Origin of the sequence: Bacillus sp. Bos-x628, from assembly GCF_040500475.1 — a bacterium.
Classification (GTDB): Bacteria; Bacillota; Bacilli; order Bacillales; family Bacillaceae; genus Bacillus; species Bacillus maqinnsis.
The window spans coordinates 2,560,700-2,581,227 of sequence record NZ_CP159358.1 but is presented as its reverse complement, the minus strand read 5'-3'; the positions used below and the strand labels follow the sequence as shown (position 1 = coordinate 2,581,227).

The window sequence follows — 20,528 nt, the reverse complement described above, 5'->3', positions numbered from 1 at the left end:
TTTAGTTTCTTTTGACCATACGTTTATAGAATTTCGTAAAAGGTTTGAACTCTTCGTTGACCAAACCAGTGATTTCTGCAATCACTTGCATAAACATGACAAGTAAAAAAATGATAATCAGCGACAACCAAATGGTGGCACTTGATAGCAGAATCGCACTTATGCTGAAGACCAAGCCAATCATGTAAATCACAATGACAGCCATTCGATGAGACAAACCAAAAGCCATCAGTCTGTGATGAATGTGAGATTTATCAGGGGCCGAAATCGGCTGTTTATTCAATATTCTTCTAATAATCGCAAAGGTTGTATCAAAAATCGGCACACCTAAAATAATCACAGGAACAACAACACTAAATAAAGTGACACTTTTGTATAAACCTAAAAGCGACAGCACTGAAATCATATACCCTAAAAATAACGAACCTGTATCCCCCATAAAAATCTTTGCAGGATGAAAATTATAAAAAAGAAAACCAATTGTACTGCCAATGACAACAAGTGATAAGGAAAGGATCAGTACTTTGTCAGCAGAAAATGCCATTACTGCAATGGTCGTTAAACCGATAACGGAAATACCGGCAGCAAGTCCATCCAAACCGTCAATTAAATTAATCGCATTTGTAATACCGACAATCCATAACACAGTCAGAGGATACGCCATCCACCCTAGCTCTAGTCTGTCTGTTAAAAAAGGAACAGAGAAAAAGTCCATTTTTAAACCCGTGCTTACAATCAAACAAGCAACGAGTACTTGTACTAGAAATTTGAATTTTGCACTTAAATTATATTTATCATCAAATATACCTAAAATGACGATGAGTACGGCACCAACTGAAATAGCTGTAATTTTATTATGTAGAAACAGCCCGCCTGCTAATGATCCAGCCACTACTCCAATAAAAATTGCCAAACCACCCATTCTAGGCATCACTTTATCATGAACTTTTCGTTTATTCGGCTGGTCCACTGCACCAATCTTAATTGCAAACTTTTTGACGATTGGTGTCACAATTAAAACTGTAGCTAGAGAGACAAAAAACGCTATTAAGGCGCGTTCGTAATCCATAGTTCAGTCTCCTTCTAAATTGAAATCTGTATTTTGTATATTGGCCGCTCTTTTCATTATACAATTGAATATAGGATGATCACAAGCTCCTCCCATGAAGAAGGAACAAATAAAAACGCACAATCCCTGAATGGAATTATGCGTTTTCTTTAATATTCGTTAATTCCACCATGTTTGTGAACAGCGCATGCCAATCTTTTTTCTTTGCTCGGCTTTGTCTTAGATGTCGATAGGTTATATCGTCTTTTTTGCTGATCACTTTCAGGCAGGCTTCTACGAAGGCAGCAGGATCTTCGCCATCTAAATATTCATACACATCATTTTCTTTTAGCCTTTCCGTTGACGGAAGATTTAAACCGACAACAGGTATTCCTGCAGCTAAAAATTCAAATAGTTTTAACGGAAAAACAGCTTTATTATAAGGAGACTGTTTATACGGCATCATGCCTACATCAATCAGTTGCATATAGGCAGGCACTTCTTCTGGAGCAACAGCCCCTGTCCAAATGACATTGGGCAATTTGAGCGCATGGCGAAAAGATGGATCTCCATTTGTTCCATCTGGACCGACAAATAAAAATGTCCAATCTGGCTGCATGTGTGCAGCTTGCTCAATCAATTCAAAATCGAGCTTCGGCTTAATTCCTCCGATAAAGCCAAGAACCGTTCCTTTTCTTCCCTCTAACACATCTTCTTTACTAGGTAGATTATTTTTAGCAAATACATCGTACTCCACACCATTTTCTACCGTGAACACATCTTTCGGTTCGCCCATCAGCCGCTTTTTGATTTGATCATGTAAATACTCCGAAGAGCATGTAATGCTGTGCGCATATTTAATAATTCGATTCTCTGCTTTCACAATGACACGCTGTCTCATATAAGACAGGATGTTGTTTTTTCCACTAATTGGCTCTCCCCAAAGATCACTACAATCGTACACAATATGTTTCCATTCAAATAATGAAGATAAGAGCGGAAAGCCAGGGAAGGTATACCATAGACAAACAGATACTCCCTTTTTTTCCTCCTGTCTCAAGTGATCGAGAAGAGGGGAAAGTTTATGAATATAAAATATATCTTGATATCGACCGAAACGAAAAAGTTTGCTCTTGAGCACATCAGAGATCGTGAATTGCTTCATTCGATCTGTTATGGGTTGAAAGGATTCTGTATGCCGGGCTTTAGACGGACATACCCAAATGACTTCTTTTGTTTCTGGATCAGAAGCTAGAAATTCTGCTAAGCGATGCCGCCTATATCTCAGACCATCCTGTCCCCATTCTCCTGTCGCTACGATAACATGTATGATCGAGTCTGCTTTCACCTTCATCACCTTTTTTCCCTTTTGTTTATAAGCGCTTCTTCACCGCATTAGTGGCATAGTGCATAAAACACCAAGACGCTTTGACAAAATGAAGCTGCTCAATTTCTCTGTAGACAAACCAAGTTTTTTTAGCTGCTTTCCATTTGTTACTAGAGATTGAGTTTCCAACAATGCGATATTCACTTAGCGGTTCACTCATTCCATAAGCCGTAAACCCTCTTTTTAAAATAGACAGCCATGTCGCCAAATCTTGTCTTGTTCGAATGTTCGGCATTTCAATAAGACCCACTTGTTCACGATCCAGCATCACAGTCAAACAACCGATAATTGTATTTTTCAACGCTTCATTGTAATTCAACTGGCTAGGTGCAGTGACTGTTTTTTGTAATGGTTCTCCATTTTCTGCAATGACGTCATACGCTGTGAATGTGAATGCATGACCATTTGACAGCATAAAGTTTACTTGTTTCTCGAGTTTCGTCTTTTTCCATTTATCGTCGCTGTCTAAAAAGGCGATAAAGCGTCCTTTTGCCTGCTTGATTGCTGCATTTCTAGCAATGGCGGCCCCGCCATTTTCCTCTAAATAAATGACGTTGATTCTGTCATCCATTTGACTTAATTCCTCTAAAAGCTTCCTAGTTCCATCTGTTGAACAGTCATCTGCGATGATCATCTCCCAATTTGAATAGGTTTGAGCAAGGACGGAATGAACTGTTTCCGTTAAATAACGTTCCGCATTATACGCCGGTGTAATGATTGATACTAACGGTTGTTTGTTCACCTAAGACTCATCTCCAGTTCTTCATCATTAAGATTCTTTGAACAATTCAGGTAATACAGCAAACAACAATGAGATGCTAAAGCCGATGACAAGTCCAAGCAATGCACGCTTTTTCGCTGACATGCCCTTGTTGCCTTCATCAAGTAACTGAGCTGGGTCGACAATCTTTGCCTGTTTCATTCCGAGCTTCGTAGACTCCAATTCATATAAGAATCGTTCTTTATCTACCTTGGAGTCATTACTGACAGGCTCATCTTCAAGAGCAGATAATCTTTTTTCAATGACTTGCTGTCTTTTTGTAAATAAGGTTTTGTCTTGTTTTAAAAACGTATCAGACATCTGCTTCACAACAGCAAGGGCACGATCATTTTCGGCATCTGTAAACGATAGTTGTAATTGAGTATCTGATTGATTGGTGAGAATGAGGCGGCTTTTCACATCTTGCCTTTCCTCTTCTTTTACATCACCGAGTGCTTGTTTGAGAAACGCATCGCTTTTTAATAGAGACATCACTTCTTCCATGTTGTTATACACTGCATCGTCGTATTTACCAAGTGTAAGAGTGACAGATGCGGTATAACTCGACTGTTCCAGTGTCCCTTTTGCGAAAAAGAAACCAAAAGCTGCTAATAACACAGGCAGCAAAATCATCCATACGATGTGCTTTCTGATTCGCTTGCCTATTCTTAAAATGAAACCAGACATGTTCATTCTCCCAACATTTGCGTATTTGCCTTTTTTCTAGTGTTGCCATACAAGCCGATCATCACACATATTTTACCAATACCTTAAACGCTGTTTATTTTTCAACATATTCACCGCTGCGATCACGAGCCCTAAAAACACCCAGTGAAAATATAGATTCGAGACGGAACTTGGACTGATACTTGATACAAGAAAACTAAGCATGGCAGCAAATAAACCTTCAATGATCATTTTTGCTGATCTTGTATCTGCCATTTGGTATTGTTTGTAAAGTGTCACCATGAGATAGGCGTACACTGAGATATAGCCAAGCATCATCGCAAATCCGAAGTTCGTCATGATCTCTAACAGCCAATTGTGCACTTCAACGACTTGATCTGTATCAAAGATCGAAAAGTGGGCTAAGTAATACGAAACATTTCCCGCACCTACCCCGAAGCCATATGAATTTGCGAAGAAATGCCATGCATTTTTAATTAAATTCGCTCTAGCGATGTTGGACGGGAGTGGTTCACTAAAAGAATGTGCCACTTGTGAAGCAAGAAACAAATCATAAAAGACGGAATAAATCTTGGCTGAAAAGACAGCGATAAAGACCACACCGAGTCCGCATAGTGCCACGAGAGACCACTTTTTCAAAAGGCGCGGCATGAGTAGCCACACATAGACAGCAACTCCCGCAAATACTCCCAGTAAGCTGGCACGTGATTCGGTTAATAAAATGAGATAAAGAGCTGAGATCGCACCCAATAAACCAAATGCTTTGACATATCCGTTTTTCATTTGACGCATGCAGGCAAAATATAAGAAAAAACTGATAGATAAAAACGTCGCAAAGTCATTTTGATTAAAGAAAACGGATGTGGGATAGTGCTGTTTATACACTGGGCCAAGATACAATGATGTATTCGGCAAATGGTTTAAGGTAAAGTGGTTATAGAACCCGATCCCCATGACAAATACTGTCATAATTAGCCAGATGCTATAAAATGTCACGAGCTGATCCATACGTTGGATGTACATGACAACGATAAAGACAAAGCCCATCCCCATTGCTAAAAGAGACATATACTTTAAGCCATCTGTGACTGAATGAGCCCACAGCAGTGAGAGGAGCCCATAAAGAAACCATGCAGCGAAAAACCCGAGAATACCTTTCACTCGAATATTCTGCCACTGCGATATGTATGTCCCCTTCTCTCTCATCCGCCAAATAAATAAGGCAAAGACTAAGATGAGCATCATGCGATAAAGAAAAAGACTAAAGAAACCGACACTTATTGAAAAGAATGCATTATTGAGAAATGTGAATGCAATGAGAAGATAAATGGCTGACATCCATATTTGTTCACCATTCATGTATCGTTTGATCAAAACAGCAACTACCGCCAATATGACAAGTAGAATAGGAATTGCCATCATCTTCTTTAACCCAATGGGCTGCATTGATGCTGTTTGTACAAGCCATATCCCTGCAACTAAAAGAATACATCCAATCATGATTTGCCATGCTGTTTGTTTCACACTCATACCTGTTTCCCTCCTAAGCCATCCATCCGATTTGAGGGATTAAGCCTTTACTTCCTGTTCATAGTAGGAGATGGTACGAGCCAAACCTTCTTGTAAAGAAACGACAGGCTCCCATGCTAAGACTTGTTTTGTTTCCTCATTCGCCAATGTACTGTGCACAATATCTCCCGCACGCTGTGGCTTGTAAATCGGTTCAAGATGAGATCTCGTGACATGCTTCATCGTTTGAAACAGCTCATTTACTGTGATGGAATGACCACATGAGATATTTAAACAAACGTTTGATTGGGCTGTTAAAGCCGCTACATTTGCTGCTGCGAGATCACCTACATAAATAAAATCTCTTGTTTGTTCCCCGTCTCCAAAAATGTATGGCGTCTCATGTTTTACAAACTTGTCAGCAAAAATAGAGACAACACCGCCTTCGCCAAGAGCATCTTGGCGCGGACCATACACATTGCTGTATCGCAAAATACAATAATCTACATCATAGAGCGATTTCGCCATTTCTAAGTATCGTTCAACCGTTAACTTTGATAAACCGTAGGGCGAACTTGGCTGCAATCGATGGGCTGTATCAACTGGAAGATAAAGAGGATTTCCATAGACAGCTGCCGATGAGGCGAACACCACTTTCTCGACACCTATTTCAGCAGCTGCTTTTATGACGTGAAGAGAGCCTTTTATGTTGACTCCCTCGTCATATACGAAATCTTCCACGGATACTGCTACACTTACTTGTGCTGCAAGGTGAATGATATAATCCGGGGCCATTTGTTTTATCACATCTATTGTTTCCGGATTTGTTATATCTGCCTCAATGCATTGAACGGGAAGATGTGCTATGTTTTGCTGAGATCCTGTTGAAAAGTTATCAAGCACGATGGGCTCGTAACCTTTTTCTATTAATGTCTCAACCGTATGTGAACCAATAAATCCGCTGCCCCCAGTAACCAATACTTTCTTCATCCAAGCTCCCCCTATTATTGTGCCTTAGATACCAATTCTGCTTCCCATACGCCTGGGCGGCCAATAGACTGGTAAATAAATCCTCTTTCTTTCATTTCTGCTGGTTCAAACAAATTCCTTCCGTCAATTAAAATTGGTGATCGAAGAAGTTGCTTGATTTGCTCTTTATCCATCTTTTTCACTTCATCCCATTCCGTTAAGATGAGACAAGCATCTGTATCTTTGACTGTTTCATAGAGATCGTTGCTAAAGACTGCCTGCGGACCAAGCTCTCTTTCGGCTTCCACATAAGCAATCGGATCATAGGCTTTCACAAAAGCACCAAGCTCTCTCAGCATTGGGATAATATCTAATGCCGGAGCTGATCGTATATCGTTTGTATTTGGTTTAAATGCGAGCCCTAATACGGAAATGGTTTTTCCTTTAATTTCACCGAACACACTCATTAGTTTGCTGACAAGGTGTGCTCTTTGGTTGTTATTTGTTTCGATAACGGATTCTATCAGCTTGAACCGATAGCCCGCTGTCTCTGCTATTTTGAGAAGAGCCATTGTGTCTTTCGGGAAGCAAGAACCCCCAAAGCCAATGCCTGCCTTTAAAAATTTATGCCCGATGCGACTGTCTAATCCAACACCTTCGCTGACTTTTTCAACGTCTGCACCTACTCGCTCACAAATGTTTGCGATGTCATTGATGAACGAGATTTTCGTCGCGAGCATGGCATTTGCGGCATATTTGATCATCTCTGCGCTTTCTAAATTGGTTTCAACTATCTCTGTTTGAAATGGTTCATGCAATTTTTTAATGATATTCGATGCATGAGTGCTCGTAGATCCGATGACTGCCCGCTCCATATTCATTGTGTCACGAATCGCAGAGCCCTCACGAAGGAACTCTGGATTTGATACAACATCAAAAGGATATTTACTACGTGATGCCTTTTCTACGATGGCTTTGACAAGACGCCCTGTTCCAACAGGTACTGTACTTTTATTGACAATCACTTTGTAACCATTTAGGTGTTCACCAACTGTTTGAGCGACCGTTTTCACAAAAGTTAAATCAGCTTCCCCCTGCGCTGTCATTGGTGTTCCGACTGCAATATAGATAATCTCTGATTCTCGAATCGCAGCAGGAATATCTGTAGTAAAGCACAGTTTGCCTTCTTCCGTATTCTTCTCAATTAATTCCTTTAAGCCCGGCTCATAAATCGGAACGATACCACTTTTAAGGCTGTTGATTTTAGTTTCATCTATGTCACAGCATATGACGCGATTTCCTATATCAGCAAAACATGTACCCGATACTAATCCGACATATCCTGTTCCAATCACAGCAATTTTCTTCAACATTCTTCATCCTCTCAGTAAAAGCATATTGACCGTTCCAAACTGTTTATCTATTAGTCTTTGCACAATTCATCATGTTTAAACAATGGATATTGATCGATTCAGCACATCTTGATATTGTTCAATGAGGTGCTGGACATTTTGTGATGATGAGTATTGCGTATGAACGATTTGATACAGATCGTTCTTCACTTGCTCAGTCCATTTATTTTCATAAAGATAGGCATGAATGGCCTCTTTTAGCTGACTCGTTGAACGCGGCTCAATGAGCAGGTGTTGATATGTGGAAAATAATGATGTGAGACCACCAACTCTTGTTGCAATGACAGGCACTTTTAAGGCTAGCGCCTCAAGCACAACTGTCGGCATTCCCTCACTGTAGGAAGGAAGAGCCAATAGATCAGCTGCCATTAAGTAATCCTTCACCTTTTCATTCGGCACTTGTCCGGGAAGCAAAATGGATGAACCTGCCCGTTCAGTGAGTTCCTTTGCAATTGGACCCTTTCCCACAAAGACCGCCTTCACACCGCTCATCCCACTGACAGCATCAGCTAGTTCAAATAGCCCTTTTTCTTTGACTAAGCGGCCAACAAACACCACCAGTTTGTCGTGAAGAGGCAAACCTAACTGCTTCCTTATTTCTTCTTTCTTCTCTCGCTTATCGGAAAATGACTTGAGCGGGATACCAAGTGGAAGGAATTGAGCGTCCACCTTCGTCATTTCCTTTGTCTTTTCCGCAAGCTCCTGACTCACTGTGAATACAGCAGATGCCTGTTTCACCGCTGTCTCAAAGGCTTTGAAAGCCCCTTTGCTATAATGCGGATACACGTTAACATCACTGCCATGCAAGGTAAGAACATATGGGATTTGTGTCTCCTCTTGAATGACAGCGGCAGCTCCTCCTGACGGCATGGAAAAGTGCGCGTGTATGAAATCAGGGGATAGCTGATGACGCTGAATCGTATGAAGTACAGCAGCCGCTATTCGTTTACTCGGCTGAGCCCATTTCAGTTGACCAGGCAATGCTGTATACGGTGGTCTGTAAACGGTCACGCCACCTCTCAATTCCTGTTCTGGCACTTCTCTTTTCTGGCGATAGGATGCTTTTAGCATCCGTAAAATGGGCGGATTCACAGGATTGGGACAAATGACTGTCACTTCTATTCCTTGCTTGAGAAGCTCCTGCACTTGTGTTTCGTGAAATACACCCTCACTCGGATTCCTCTCACTTGGATATACACTTGTCAGCCATAGAACCTTCATGACGAACGACCTCTTCTCAATAGTTTGCCTGCAATCCGTGGATACATTTTTAAAAACAGCAGGCTGTATAAAGCAGCGCTTAAAAAAACGGTCAGTATTAATTGAATTAGGCTATTTGCAAGAGTCAGCTTTAACCCTTGATGAACAGCAAATGCACATACAGCCATTAATAGCGTCATCACAGTAGGCTTTAAGAGCGATTTCATGTACACCTTCATTTCAAGCTGGATGACATGGGCCATGAGCCACCTCCCAACAAGAAAATTCAGTAAGCTGACACCTGAATAAATCCATGCCACTGTGACTAGATTGCCTGACCTTACTCCTGCATATAACGCACATCCATATACAATGAGCATGCCCGTATCCCAATAAAAGGCTAAATCCGCCCTTCCCTTTGCAAGAAGAATGGAACCGTTTGGATTCATCAACACACGAAGAAGACCTACGATACATAAAATATTTAGGACAGGAACAGCCACTAGCCATCTCTCTCCAAACACGACTTCTATAAAGCTATCTGATACGGCAACAAGACCGATTAATAATGGAAAACTAATGAGTGCTAGCATATTCGTCATACTCAGAAAACCTTCACGTAGCACCGAGTGGTCACGCTGACTTTTTGAAAACACAGGAAATGCCACTCTCGTCACAATCGGATTAATTTTCAGCACAGGTATCGTCACAATTTGATAAGCCAAGCTATAAATACCTAACGCCTCTGCCCCAAGAAACCGGCCAATTAAAATCATGTCAATGTTAGAGCCTGCTCGATTGACGAGCCTAGACGCCAACTGAAAGGCACCGAACGAGAAAAATTCTTTCACTTCCCCTAATGCAAAGACCGGTGATGGATGCCACTTTTTCCAATAAGCCGCTGCATATAATAGACCTTTTCCTGATTGCAAAACCACTTGAGACATGACATAAGCGACGATTGGATTGATCAAAAAGACAAGCACGAACAAAACAACTAGCGACAAAAGATTCGCAATGGTTTCAATTGTACTTAATGTCTTAAACGCTAAGTCTTTTTGCAGCATGTACTGATATTGCTGACCGATTGGCGCAATCAGAAACATAATAGATAATAGTTTGAGTAGACCTTCTAGTTCATGTCGAGAATAAAAGGCGGCAATGATCGGGCTTACAAGGATGAGTAGACAAAACAATACGACCCCTGTTAATAAGTTCATCCAATATAATGTAGATAACTGGCGATCAGTTGCTTGTTCCTTTTGGATAATCGCCGCTCCGATTCCTAAGTCAAGTAAGATCTGCGTAAATATTGTGACGGTTGTGATCATGCCAACGAGTCCAAATTCTTTGAGCGACATCACATTTCCTAAAAAGGCGAACTGTCCGATTTGGATGATGGTAATGATCACCGCGGACAAGCTTGTCCATTTCGCACCACTTAACATGCGATTTTTTATACTTGCCATTTCTCTTCCCTACTTTACTTATCTGGCTCCGTCTCCAGTCATAATTACTTTTAACGTTTTTACCATAATCTTCGTGTCGAGAGAAAATGTCAAGTTTTGAATATACTGTAAGTCGTATGATAATTTTTCACTTGGACTCATTTCATATCCTCCATTTACCTGAGCAAGACCTGTCAGACCCGGCTTGACCGCCAGCCTTTTTGTAAAACCTGGAATGGTTCGATTAAATTCTGCGGTAAACATAGGTCTTTCCGGTCTTGGCCCGACAATACTCATTTCTCCTTTTAACACGTTGATAAATTGTGGTAGCTCATCAATTCTTGTTTTTCGAATGAAAGCTCCAATTTTTGTGATACGTGGATCATTTTTTTGTGCCCATTTCGCCCCACCGCTTTCTGCATCGGTTCTCATTGATCTAAGCTTCCATAATTTGAAGTAAACACCGTCTTTCCCGACCCTTTCCTGCATATAAAAGGCTGGCCCTGGTGTTTCTAACTTAATTAAAAGGGCGAAAAGCAAAATGATTGGCGTACTCAAAATCAATCCGATGAACGAGAAAACTAAATCTATGAAACGCTTTGCAAATAAATAGCGAACCATATGTTCTGTTAAGGCAAAAGAGTGATTTCGTCTCACTTCAAATTCTCTGTAAAGATTCATCGCTTTTTCTGCGCTCACTGACCTGCACCTCACCATTCAAATAGTTGTTGTGTAAAGAGATGTTCTATGAAAGTCAGTTTATCAGAGCAACATTAAGCAAATGTAAATGCGTTGTTAAGTCTTGTAAAAGTGTGTTAAGAATGTGCACGTATATCAAGATTATGCCCTTTTATACGTAAAAAAGACCCGCAATTCTGGTATGATTCTCTCTTACTTAGAAAATGGAAAAACTCTTGGATACACGTATAGGTGGAGGGGGTTTTTCATGGCGCAAAAAGGAAAACAGTTTCGATACGAAAGAATTTAAAATGAAGGCTGTCAAACTGTATTTAGAAGGAAATAAAAGCTATCACACGTTATCTGAAGAATTAGGTCTTCGAAGTACCGTGAGGGCAAGTCTTTTGAAGATCAAAGAGGCAAAAATATAAAGGCAGACAATCCTTTTATTGGATACCTTAAGACAACGCTTAAAAGTCTGGAGGGAGAACGAGATTAATTAAAGGAACAGGTTGAAGGACAAGCTCATTGAAAAAGACATTCAATTCTATTATCAAAAAAAAATGAAACCAGTGCGCTCCGGTATTGTATCCGAGCGCACTGGTTGCTTTAGGCTTTTTATGTTTGACTCACTTTATGCGGGCAGTCCCGTTCCCCATTCCAAGGTACTTTTTTTATTTTGCCTTCACTGATTCTATTGTTTTCAGTCTAAGTGTTCCGTTTGCATCTTTTGTATAAGTGACTTTTACTTTTGATTCCTCTTTTAAGTTATTCACTTGCTTAGAGAAAGTATTGCCAAATTGAATGGCTACTTCTTTCCCGTCAATGTTCACTGCAATTGTATGTCCATCAGCCAAACCGACATATGTGCCTTCCTTGGTGACTTCATTTTTCTTATTTGTTATGGATTCTTTTTTCGTTTTAGACTCTGATTTTGATTGATTGTTGGTTGTTTCTTCTTTCTTGATTTCTTTACTTGAGCTTTCTTTTGAGTCGTTATTGGATTGACCTGATTGGTCATCCGTTTGAGCATTCGTCTCTTTGCTTTGATCGTCTGCTTTTTCATTAGCTGACTTCTCTTCATTTGTTTGATCTGATCCGTTTTCTTCCTTCTGATCAGTGGCTTCAGATGTTTCTTTTTTGCTGCGGTTAGTAGTACTGTCGTTTGATTGATTTGTTGTGCCGCATGCTGTAAGCAGTACACCTAGAAGTAATATAAGAAACGGCATCGTAATTACTTTTTTCAATATTGTCACCTCTTCATGATTTGTCGATTTGCTGTCGATGGCAGGTAAACATGTAAAAAATCCACCTTATGTTTCAATTATAACAAAAATAACCTGAAATAAAATATAATTTTAACTTGACATACGAAGCACCGTTTTTATTTTGTCCCAAAATAAGTTGATACCCCATTCGCAATCCCAGATGCCAGCTGTGATTTGTTCGTCGAGGATTTTAACACGTTGGCATCAATTGGACTTGTGACAAAGCCAGTCTCCAGCAATACACTTGGCATTTTGGAATATTTAATAACATAGAAACCTGCCGTTTTTACGCCTCGATCTCTTGTGCCAAGTGCATTAGCCATCCTTGGTTGAATTCTCTGCGCTAGCTTTAAGCTGTCTGTTGCGGCGTATGAGGTATCGTAATACGTTTCTGTTCCATTCGCACTGCTGTTATCGTTCGCATTTGCATGAATGCTAATGAACACATCTGCATTGGCATTCGCTCCCTTTCTCACACGTGTTTGAAGAGAATCAAATGTATCAGATGTTCTTGACATGGCAGTAAGAGCACCAGCTTGATTTAACTTCGTTTGTAGTTTTAATCCTACTTCTAAATTGACGTTTTTTTCGAGCAAACCATTCCCTATCGCCCCAGCATCCTGTGCACCATGACCTGGATCGATGAAAATCGTTTGACCTAAAACTGGATTTTTTAGCTGTGAGATGACATTTGTGCTAACTGTTGATGTACCACCTAACACATGAAATGTCGATATCTTTTTAGCCCCTATGATGCTTCTTGTTGCGTTTGGCACCGTTTGATCGTTCGTGAGAAGAAGCGTTTGCCCCTGCTTGGCCGCAATGCTTGCAGCGGCTGCGGCATCCGCATAGGCATAGCCATTACTCATATACGTATGACTTGTCTTCAGTGGATATGTCTTAGCTATTCGAGCTGCAACCTCATAGCGATTGGCTCCGCTGATTCTTGTTGGCGAAGGAAGCTGACCAAAGGCCGTTTTGTTGACACTGGATTCCCCACCGATCACAATGGTTCGTTTCACCGCTCTATTTTTTAACAAATTTGCCGTTTCATGACGAAGCCCTTGCTCATCTGTTAATAAAATGGGATATCCTTGTTTTGCTGCATATGGTGCAATCGCCACTGCATCTGCATAGGCAGAACCGTTAACGATGACAGCTACATCAGCACTTTTCATTCGCTTTGCAATGTGAAGAGCCAAATCATAGCGATTCTTTCCAGTAATACGTGATACTGATAAATTCATGGCTTTTAGTTGCGTCACAACTTTCTCAGAAACACTCGCTGTTCCGCCAAGTATGATGACACGGTTCGTTTTCAATTGCTGAAGGCCTGTCCTAGTGGCTCCTGAAAGACTGCCGGCATTCGTTAATAGGACGGGGGCATCTTGTTGATAGGCAAAAGGGACAGCACTTAGTGCATCTGCGTATGCATCTTCCCCTACAAGAACAACTGTAGAAGCAGTAGACCAGCCTTTTTTCGCTGTATTCACCGCCACTTCATAACGATTGTTCCCATCAATTCTTATCGCCGTATTTTGAGCAAATACAGGTGGTGTATACAAGCATAACACGATGACAGTAAGTAAAAGCCATTTGATTTCAAAACGCATGAAGTCACCCTCCTTAGAATGGACCCTTCAGACCTTAGAACCAACTTCAATGAACACTTTACAAAAAAAGCTGCCGAGAGACTTTCTCGAACAGCCTAAGAGGAGTATCTCAGGCACTCCTCATTTTTTTATCTAAAGTAGCCTGAAACGCCGCTTGAAATACCAGCCGCTAATTTATCTTTATAGGTGGCGGATTTCAAAATATTTGAATCAACAGGGCTGGAAACAAAACCTGTTTCGAGCAAGACACTCGGCATCTTAGAATATTTGATGACATAGAAGCCAGCGGTTTTTACACCGCGGTCTCTCGTGCCAAGCGCACTGACCATTTTTGGCTGGATGTTTTGCGCCAGCTTCAAACTGTTTGCAGCCGCATATGTTTTGTCATAATACGTTTCTGTTCCATTTGCACTGCTGTTATCGTTTGAGTTCGCATGGACACTAATAAAGATATCTGCTTTCGCATTCGCACCCTTGTTCACACGTGTTTGGAGACTGTCAAATGTATCTGAAGTTCTAGACATCGTTGTGATTGCACCAGCATTTTTCAGCTTAGTATTCAGGCGCTTCGCAACATCTAAGTTTAAGTTCTTTTCATATAATCCATATCCAACAGCACCTGAATCTTGTGCACCGTGACCTGGGTCAATGAAGACTTTTTTTCCGACTACAGGGTTTTTCAATTGAGATACGACGGTTGGAGTCACTGTATTTGTACTGCCTACTACAGTGAATTTTGTGATTTTCTTGCTACTAATCGTCGATCTTGTTACTTTTGGTAAAGTCTTCTCATTTGTAAGAAGAAGTGCTTTGTTTTGTTTTGCTGCAATCCCTGCTGCAGAAGATGAAGTGGCATAGCCAAATCCTCTTGATACATAGGTATTATTCGTACTCATATTATACTTCTTGACAATATTCGCAGCCACGTCATAACGGGTAGAGCCTTTAATTCGCGTTGGAGATTTCAACTGATTGTAAGCTGCTTTTGTGACATCATTCTCTCCGCCTACCACAATCGTTTGTTTCACATTGCTTGCTTTTGCTACAGAAGCGATTTCAGAACGAAGTCCCTTTTTATCTGTATATAGGATCGGAAATCCTTTTTGGGCAGCCACAGGTGCAATAGCGATCCCATGTGCATAAAATGAACCTTCAACGATCACTACACCTGCAGGGGTTTTCATTTTTTTGGCGATATTTGCCGATAACTCATATCGGTTTTTTCCTGAAATGCGTTGTGTTGAGATGCCCATTTTCTTTAATTGATTGACGACGTTGTTAGACACACTAGATGTGCTTCCTAAAACGATGACAGTCTTTGTTTTTAATGACGTTAATCCTTTTTTCGTATCAGCCGAAAGACTATCGCTGTTTGTATAAAGAACTGGTGCATTTTTTTGGTAAGCAAGTGGAATTCCAGCAGTTGCATTTGCATATGCTGTTTTCCCTACTAACACTACTGTACTAGCAGTTCCCCAACCTTTTTTCGCTACATTCACCGCTACAGCATATCGACTCCCACCATCTATACGTGAGACTGAATTGTCCGCTGACGCAGTTGGTACTATAACGAAAAGTGCGATAAGGCTAAGGATGACTGTTTTCATCATTGATCGCTTCATCTAAATCCTCCTTTAACCTTTAATAGTTTGTTAATTTTGTACCTGGATAATAGAACGAGAGTATGGAAGAATACGAATTACCAGATTCCGCTCTAGCTTTAGCCCCATATTGGCTCATACCAATTCCATGACCATATCCTTTTCCTGAAATCGTGAAATCATTTTTATTATTTTTCACTGTCGCAAACGTACTCTTTATCTTTGTTGCGCCCATGATCGATCTAAATTCCGTCATCTTCATGTTCGCAGTTGTGCTTTTATTTACTGTATACGTACCCTTTTTATTTTTAAGGTGGTACGTCAACTTCATCGACACAGTCTTTGCGCGATGCCCTTTTGTTTTTCCTGAGAAGGTAAGGCTTGAGATCGATGCAATTTTCATGTCAGTTGCTGCTGTTTCTTTGTTTTTCAAAAGCCATGATTTCAGCCCTGCTAAGTCAGTCGCATTTGTCTCTTTTGCCGTGCTCCATTGGGACGATGCTGTACTTGCACTAAATGTGTTGCCCAATTGCTTTTTGGAAAGCTTGAATGTCCAAGCATTGACGGGATCTTTCGTGTCGGCTTTTGCCACTAAGTACGGCAGCGCATTCCCCCACACTTCTTCACTCGCCTCTGTATATCCGCCATTACTAGAATAATAGGTCGCTGAAATTAATTGATTATTGTATGTCAGTACCTTTCCTTTTGTAGCATTGACAGCTTTGGTGGAATTGGTATACCAGTTATAGCCACCATACACTTGGAAGGCTGTTGTATCAGGTACGACTTTTCCAATACTTTTCACCGAGTACGTTCTTGCTGCAACAGCCTGTGCTTTTAGCGCTTCGACATGCCAGCTTGCAGGCATTTCATTTGGCACAACACCTTTTAAATAGTCTTCAAAAGGAATATTTTCGAGAGTCGGTCTGATATATCCAGATTCAATTGCAAAATTTACATTCCCTAAATACGGGTTACCCGCAATTTGAAGAACATTTTTCGTTGAATATTTCTCAGGAACAATTCTTAATGTGTTATATGTCTTAATGCCTTTTAACGAAATGTTCCCGTTAGCAATATTCAATTGATAGTTTTGATTTTTCTTCAGGTAGACTTGTTTGGCTAAAGATTTTTTCAAGCTGTCTTGAATAGCACTTGTGCTACCTGCAAGATGGTAGGCGTATGTCCCCTTTTCTTTCAGGAGCGATTTTAATGAAGCTGTAATGGAATCTGGTTTCACATATACAACCGTGCTGTTAGATTTAGCTGCCAATTGTGACAGCGGCATTGCATAAATAAAGCTGGAGGCTTTCGCCAAATACACTTTATCTGCATTGATGTTTAGCTTTTTGATGATATTCACAGATAATTCATAGCGGTTTGCACCGCTAATTCGTGTGACCTGTGAGGTTTTTTTGAGTTGATTCTCCACTTTTTGTCCAGTACTTTTTGTACTACCAATGATGATGACTTTACTTGGTAGTTTGTAAGTCGGGATGGAATCTTTTTTTGTTAACAAGATTGGATACCCTTTTCTAGAAGCATAAGAAGCAATCGCAATCCCATTCATAAAGGAGTTACCACCGACAACAACGGCTTGTTTATAGTTCCCCATTTCCTTTGCGATTTTTTGGGAAATTTCAAACTTGTCTTTTCCACTAATCCGTCTGACTTTGCCATACTTTTTAATGGATTTCTCAGTAGCTGTTGAAATACTTTTCGTATTACCAATAATCAGGATGTTATCCGGCTTCATTTTCTTCAGCTGGTTTTCGGTTGTTTTCGTAAGCCTTTCAATGTTCGTATACAAAATAGGTGCGCCCAGTTTGTATGCTAACGGTGATACAGAAATGGCATGATCAAATGCATCTCGGCTGACCACAACAACAGTTGAAGGATTTTTCCAGCCAGCAGAAGCGATGCTATTGGCTACTTCATATCGATTTTTTCCATCATACCTTTTCGTGACAGCGACATTCGATCCTGAAAGCTTGTATTCTCCAGTTGTAGATAAATCCATACTTTTTTTGTTTCCGATATTATTAGACAATTTCACAGAAATTGTCGAACTAGCCATGGCAGACTGAAGGGGTGCTATGATTAAAGTCAGTGTCATGAGAACAATTAGGGTAACGCCTGTTTTTTTCAATGTTTTTCATCCCGTCCATCTTTTTTACTTCTGTTTTTCAATCTTCTGAATTTCTTTTTGTCCACTATCGTTGATAGAGTAAGTGATCTCTACTTTGTCACCTGGTTTAAATTCACTTAAAACATCTTTAAAATTATCCGTAAACTCATAGCTTAATGTCGTATTCACTTTTTTCACTTCGACTGTATGTGTATCAGCCATTCCAATAAATTCAGCTTTTTCTTTTAACAACTGAGGGGCTGTACTGCTTGTCTTGTCTTCCCCAGAGGATTGCTCAGCCGTTCCGCATGCTGTTAGCACGATACCAAGTAGCAGTATTAAGAACGGTAAAACGACGATTTTCTTCATAATTTTCACCTCATGTCTTTGTATCGTCTTATAACTTTATATTTTAAAGTAAATTTAAGGTTTTTTGAAACCTTTTTTTTGTTACAACGTCTATATCTAGGTTCAGAGTAAAAAAATTACTTGTCTATCAAGTCTAGTAAACCTATAATCATGGAAGAATCATAGAAAAGGTGAGGGACATTATGAGGGCTGAGAGAAAAAGAAAGAAGAAAAAGGTTCTTTGGATTGTTTTATCAATGATTGGCTTGTTCGTATTAGCAACTGGCGGATATGCATATCATCTTTGGCATACAGCTGCTTCTACAGTCGCAGGCATTCAGGAAAACTTAAAGAAATCAGATAAGCGTGACAAAGATGTCGATTTAAGTAAAAAAGACCCAATTTCCATTTTAGTGATGGGTGTCGATGAACGAAAGAACGACCGTGGTCGTGCAGATACATTAATTTACATGACGGTCAACCCAAAAAAGAAAACAACCGAGATGGTCAGTATCCCCCGCGATACGTATACAAAAATTGTCGGGAAAGGAACAATGGATAAAATCAACCACTCCTATGCTTTTGGCGGCACACAAATGGCAGCAGATACGGTAGAGGAATTGCTTGATGTACCTGTTGATTACTTTGTGAAAGTGAACATGGAAAGCTTTAAAGATATTGTCGATACACTTGGCGGGATCACCGTGAATAGCACGTTTGCATTTAGCTATGACGGACATTCATTCGGGACAGGGGAAATTAATCTAAATGGGGATGAAGCCCTTGCCTATACAAGAATGAGAAAAGAAGATCCAAAAGGGGACTTCGGCCGTCAGCAAAGACAGCGCCAAGTCATTGAAGGAATTATTTCGAAAGGTGCCAACATTTCTTCAATTACAAAATTCGGCGATATGTTCAAAGTCGTCGAAAACAATATGAAAACGAACATGTCCTTTGATGACATGTGGGCTATCATGAATGATTATCGTGATGCAAGACAACATGTCAAACAGCACGAACTAAAAGGAACTGGTACAAGAATCAACAATATTTATTACTATCAGCTTGACGAAAATAGCCTTGAGAATGTGAAGAAGGAATTAAAAGAAAGCTTGGAACAGTAAAAAAGAAGACTACGGTGATGTAGTCTCCTCAGATTGTTGACAAAGGGCTAAAATGATATTAATTTTAGCCCTTTGTCATCTTTTCGGCGTGAATTGAACAATCGTGAGCACCGGCGGACAGATTTGACAATGTGAGAGCTGTCTACATGTTGAAGAGATTACGGTGATATAGTGATCTTTTTAATTACTTAAATGGTGCTGGTTTTTCTTCACTGAATCCAAAACGATGAAGCAACTCTTCAACAATCCGTTTCGACGCTTGTCCATCACCATATGGATTGGATGCCTTAGACATCCTCTCATATTCATATGGATTTTCTAATAGCTCTTTTGCCAACTGATAAATGGTCTCTTCATCTGTACCCGCAAGCTTGAGCGTTCCTGCTTTGACACCCTCTGGTCGTTCTGTTGTATCACGCAGTACAAGAACAGGCTTTCCTAGAGAAGGTGCCTCCTCTTGGACACCACCTGAATCGGTCAAAATAAAGTGAGAGGCAGCAGCAAAGTTATGGAAATCAACAACTTCAAGCGGTTCAATTAAGTGCACGCGGTCAAGATCGCTGAATTCTGTCTGAGCTGCATCACGAACTGCAGGATTTAAATGAACAGGGTAAACGACCTGAACATCTTCGAACTCTTCTACAACACGCCTAATTGCTCTAAACATGTTTTTCATTGGCTGGCCGAGATTCTCCCTGCGATGAGCCGTCAACAAGATCATTTTATCTGTTCCTATTTTCTCTAAAATAGGATGGTGATATTGTTCTGTAACAGTCGTTTGCAGGGCATCAATCGCTGTATTACCTGTGACAAAAATCGTCTCTTCTTTTTTATTCTCTATTAATAGATTCTGCTTTGCCTCATTCGTAGGTGCAAAATGAATATCGGCAATGATGCCTGTCATCTGGCGATTCAATTCTTCCGGAAATGGCGAATATTTATGATGGGTTCTCAAACCCGCTTCGACATGTCCGACTGCTATTTGATGATAAAAAGCGGCTAGACTCCCAGCAAATGTTGTCGTCGTATCTCCATGAACAAGCACAATATCAGGCTTTTCTTCTTGAAATAACTGATCTAGCTTAAGTAAAGCGTTTGATGTAATTTCAGACAACGTTTGGCGTTGTTTCATAATGTTTAAATCATGATCTGGTGTAATAGAAAAAGCATCAAGCACTTGATCAAGCATCTCTCTATGTTGAGCTGTCACTGTCACAATAGAATGTATTTGTGGATGTTTATTTAGTTCAAGGACAAGTGGAGCCATTTTAATTGCTTCAGGTCTCGTTCCGAATACAGTCATTACATTTAGTGTTTTCAATAGTCGATGCCTCTTTCCTTCTCATAC

General features: G+C 40.3%; 18 protein-coding genes. 2 read left to right on the top strand and 16 right to left on the bottom strand.

The window, feature by feature from the left end:
* Position 1: 1 nt before the first annotated feature.
* The 10 genes from ABVJ71_RS13250 to ABVJ71_RS13205 form a co-directional block, all read right to left on the bottom strand.
* Positions 2–1,069 carry an MraY family glycosyltransferase gene (locus ABVJ71_RS13250; RefSeq protein WP_353854430.1) on the bottom strand — a complete coding sequence of 356 codons (1,068 nt, stop codon included), beginning with the start codon at positions 1,067–1,069 and terminating at the stop codon, positions 2–4.
* A gap of 136 nt (positions 1,070–1,205) precedes the next feature.
* Positions 1,206–2,402, bottom strand: coding sequence for a glycosyltransferase (locus ABVJ71_RS13245; protein ID WP_353854429.1), 1,197 nt, complete (start codon positions 2,400–2,402; stop codon positions 1,206–1,208).
* 19 nt (positions 2,403–2,421) lie between these two features.
* Positions 2,422–3,177 (bottom strand): glycosyltransferase family 2 protein, encoded by a 756-nt coding sequence (locus ABVJ71_RS13240; RefSeq protein ID WP_353854428.1) that lies wholly within the window; start codon positions 3,175–3,177, stop codon positions 2,422–2,424.
* Positions 3,178–3,204: 27 nt separating this feature from the next.
* Positions 3,205–3,882, bottom strand: a complete 678-nt coding sequence (locus ABVJ71_RS13235) for a hypothetical protein (RefSeq protein WP_353854427.1) — start codon at positions 3,880–3,882, stop codon at positions 3,205–3,207.
* Between the two features lie 72 nt (positions 3,883–3,954).
* A complete protein-coding gene (locus tag ABVJ71_RS13230; RefSeq protein ID WP_353854426.1) occupies positions 3,955–5,412 on the bottom strand; it encodes an O-antigen ligase family protein in 1,458 nt (485 codons plus the stop codon).
* A 39-nt stretch (positions 5,413–5,451) separates the two neighbouring features.
* The gene (locus ABVJ71_RS13225; RefSeq protein WP_353854425.1) at positions 5,452–6,381 is read right to left on the bottom strand and encodes an NAD-dependent epimerase/dehydratase family protein; all 930 of its coding nucleotides are present in this window, start codon (positions 6,379–6,381) and stop codon (positions 5,452–5,454) included.
* A gap of 14 nt (positions 6,382–6,395) precedes the next feature.
* Positions 6,396–7,733 (bottom strand): UDP-glucose/GDP-mannose dehydrogenase family protein, encoded by a 1,338-nt coding sequence (locus tag ABVJ71_RS13220; protein ID WP_353854424.1) that lies wholly within the window; start codon positions 7,731–7,733, stop codon positions 6,396–6,398.
* A gap of 75 nt (positions 7,734–7,808) precedes the next feature.
* Positions 7,809–8,993, bottom strand: coding sequence for a glycosyltransferase family 4 protein (locus tag ABVJ71_RS13215; RefSeq protein ID WP_353854423.1), 1,185 nt, complete (start codon positions 8,991–8,993; stop codon positions 7,809–7,811).
* Positions 8,990–10,441, bottom strand: coding sequence for an MOP flippase family protein (locus tag ABVJ71_RS13210; protein ID WP_353854422.1), 1,452 nt, complete (start codon positions 10,439–10,441; stop codon positions 8,990–8,992). The genes ABVJ71_RS13215 and ABVJ71_RS13210 overlap by 4 nt, the downstream gene beginning before the upstream one ends.
* An 18-nt stretch (positions 10,442–10,459) precedes the next feature.
* On the bottom strand, positions 10,460–11,119 hold the full coding sequence (locus tag ABVJ71_RS13205; protein WP_353854421.1) for an exopolysaccharide biosynthesis polyprenyl glycosylphosphotransferase: 660 nt from the start codon (positions 11,117–11,119) through the stop codon (positions 10,460–10,462).
* 203 nt (positions 11,120–11,322) lie between these two features.
* On the opposite strand from ABVJ71_RS13205, the gene ABVJ71_RS13200 reads away from it, so the two are divergent.
* Positions 11,323–11,529: a hypothetical protein gene (locus ABVJ71_RS13200; RefSeq protein ID WP_353854420.1), complete on the top strand. Its 207-nt coding sequence runs from the start codon at positions 11,323–11,325 to the stop codon at positions 11,527–11,529.
* Positions 11,530–11,772: 243 nt separating this feature from the next.
* Here the strand turns inward: ABVJ71_RS13200 and ABVJ71_RS13195 are convergent, their stop codons facing one another.
* The 5 genes from ABVJ71_RS13195 to ABVJ71_RS13175 all read right to left on the bottom strand — a co-directional run bounded on the left by ABVJ71_RS13195 (position 11,773) and on the right by ABVJ71_RS13175 (position 18,077).
* Positions 11,773–12,345 (bottom strand): hypothetical protein, encoded by a 573-nt coding sequence (locus ABVJ71_RS13195; RefSeq protein WP_353854419.1) that lies wholly within the window; start codon positions 12,343–12,345, stop codon positions 11,773–11,775.
* Between the two features lie 137 nt (positions 12,346–12,482).
* Positions 12,483–13,979: a cell wall-binding repeat-containing protein gene (locus tag ABVJ71_RS13190; protein ID WP_353854418.1), complete on the bottom strand. Its 1,497-nt coding sequence runs from the start codon at positions 13,977–13,979 to the stop codon at positions 12,483–12,485.
* Between the two features lie 128 nt (positions 13,980–14,107).
* Entirely contained in the window at positions 14,108–15,601 is a 1,494-nt protein-coding gene (locus tag ABVJ71_RS13185) for an N-acetylmuramoyl-L-alanine amidase (RefSeq protein ID WP_353854417.1), read from the bottom strand.
* Between the two features lie 19 nt (positions 15,602–15,620).
* Positions 15,621–17,729, bottom strand: a complete 2,109-nt coding sequence (locus ABVJ71_RS13180) for a SpoIID/LytB domain-containing protein (protein ID WP_353854416.1) — start codon at positions 17,727–17,729, stop codon at positions 15,621–15,623.
* 24 nt (positions 17,730–17,753) lie between these two features.
* A complete protein-coding gene (locus ABVJ71_RS13175; RefSeq protein WP_353854415.1) occupies positions 17,754–18,077 on the bottom strand; it encodes a LytA in 324 nt (107 codons plus the stop codon).
* Positions 18,078–18,259: 182 nt separating this feature from the next.
* Between ABVJ71_RS13175 and ABVJ71_RS13170 the strand changes: the two genes are divergently transcribed.
* On the top strand, positions 18,260–19,180 hold the full coding sequence (locus tag ABVJ71_RS13170; RefSeq protein WP_353854414.1) for a LytR family transcriptional regulator: 921 nt from the start codon (positions 18,260–18,262) through the stop codon (positions 19,178–19,180).
* A 184-nt stretch (positions 19,181–19,364) separates the two neighbouring features.
* Here the strand turns inward: ABVJ71_RS13170 and wecB are convergent, their stop codons facing one another.
* Positions 19,365–20,501 carry a UDP-N-acetylglucosamine 2-epimerase (non-hydrolyzing) gene (gene wecB / locus ABVJ71_RS13165; RefSeq protein ID WP_353854413.1) on the bottom strand — a complete coding sequence of 379 codons (1,137 nt, stop codon included), beginning with the start codon at positions 20,499–20,501 and terminating at the stop codon, positions 19,365–19,367.
* Between the last annotated feature and the right edge of the window lie 27 nt (positions 20,502–20,528).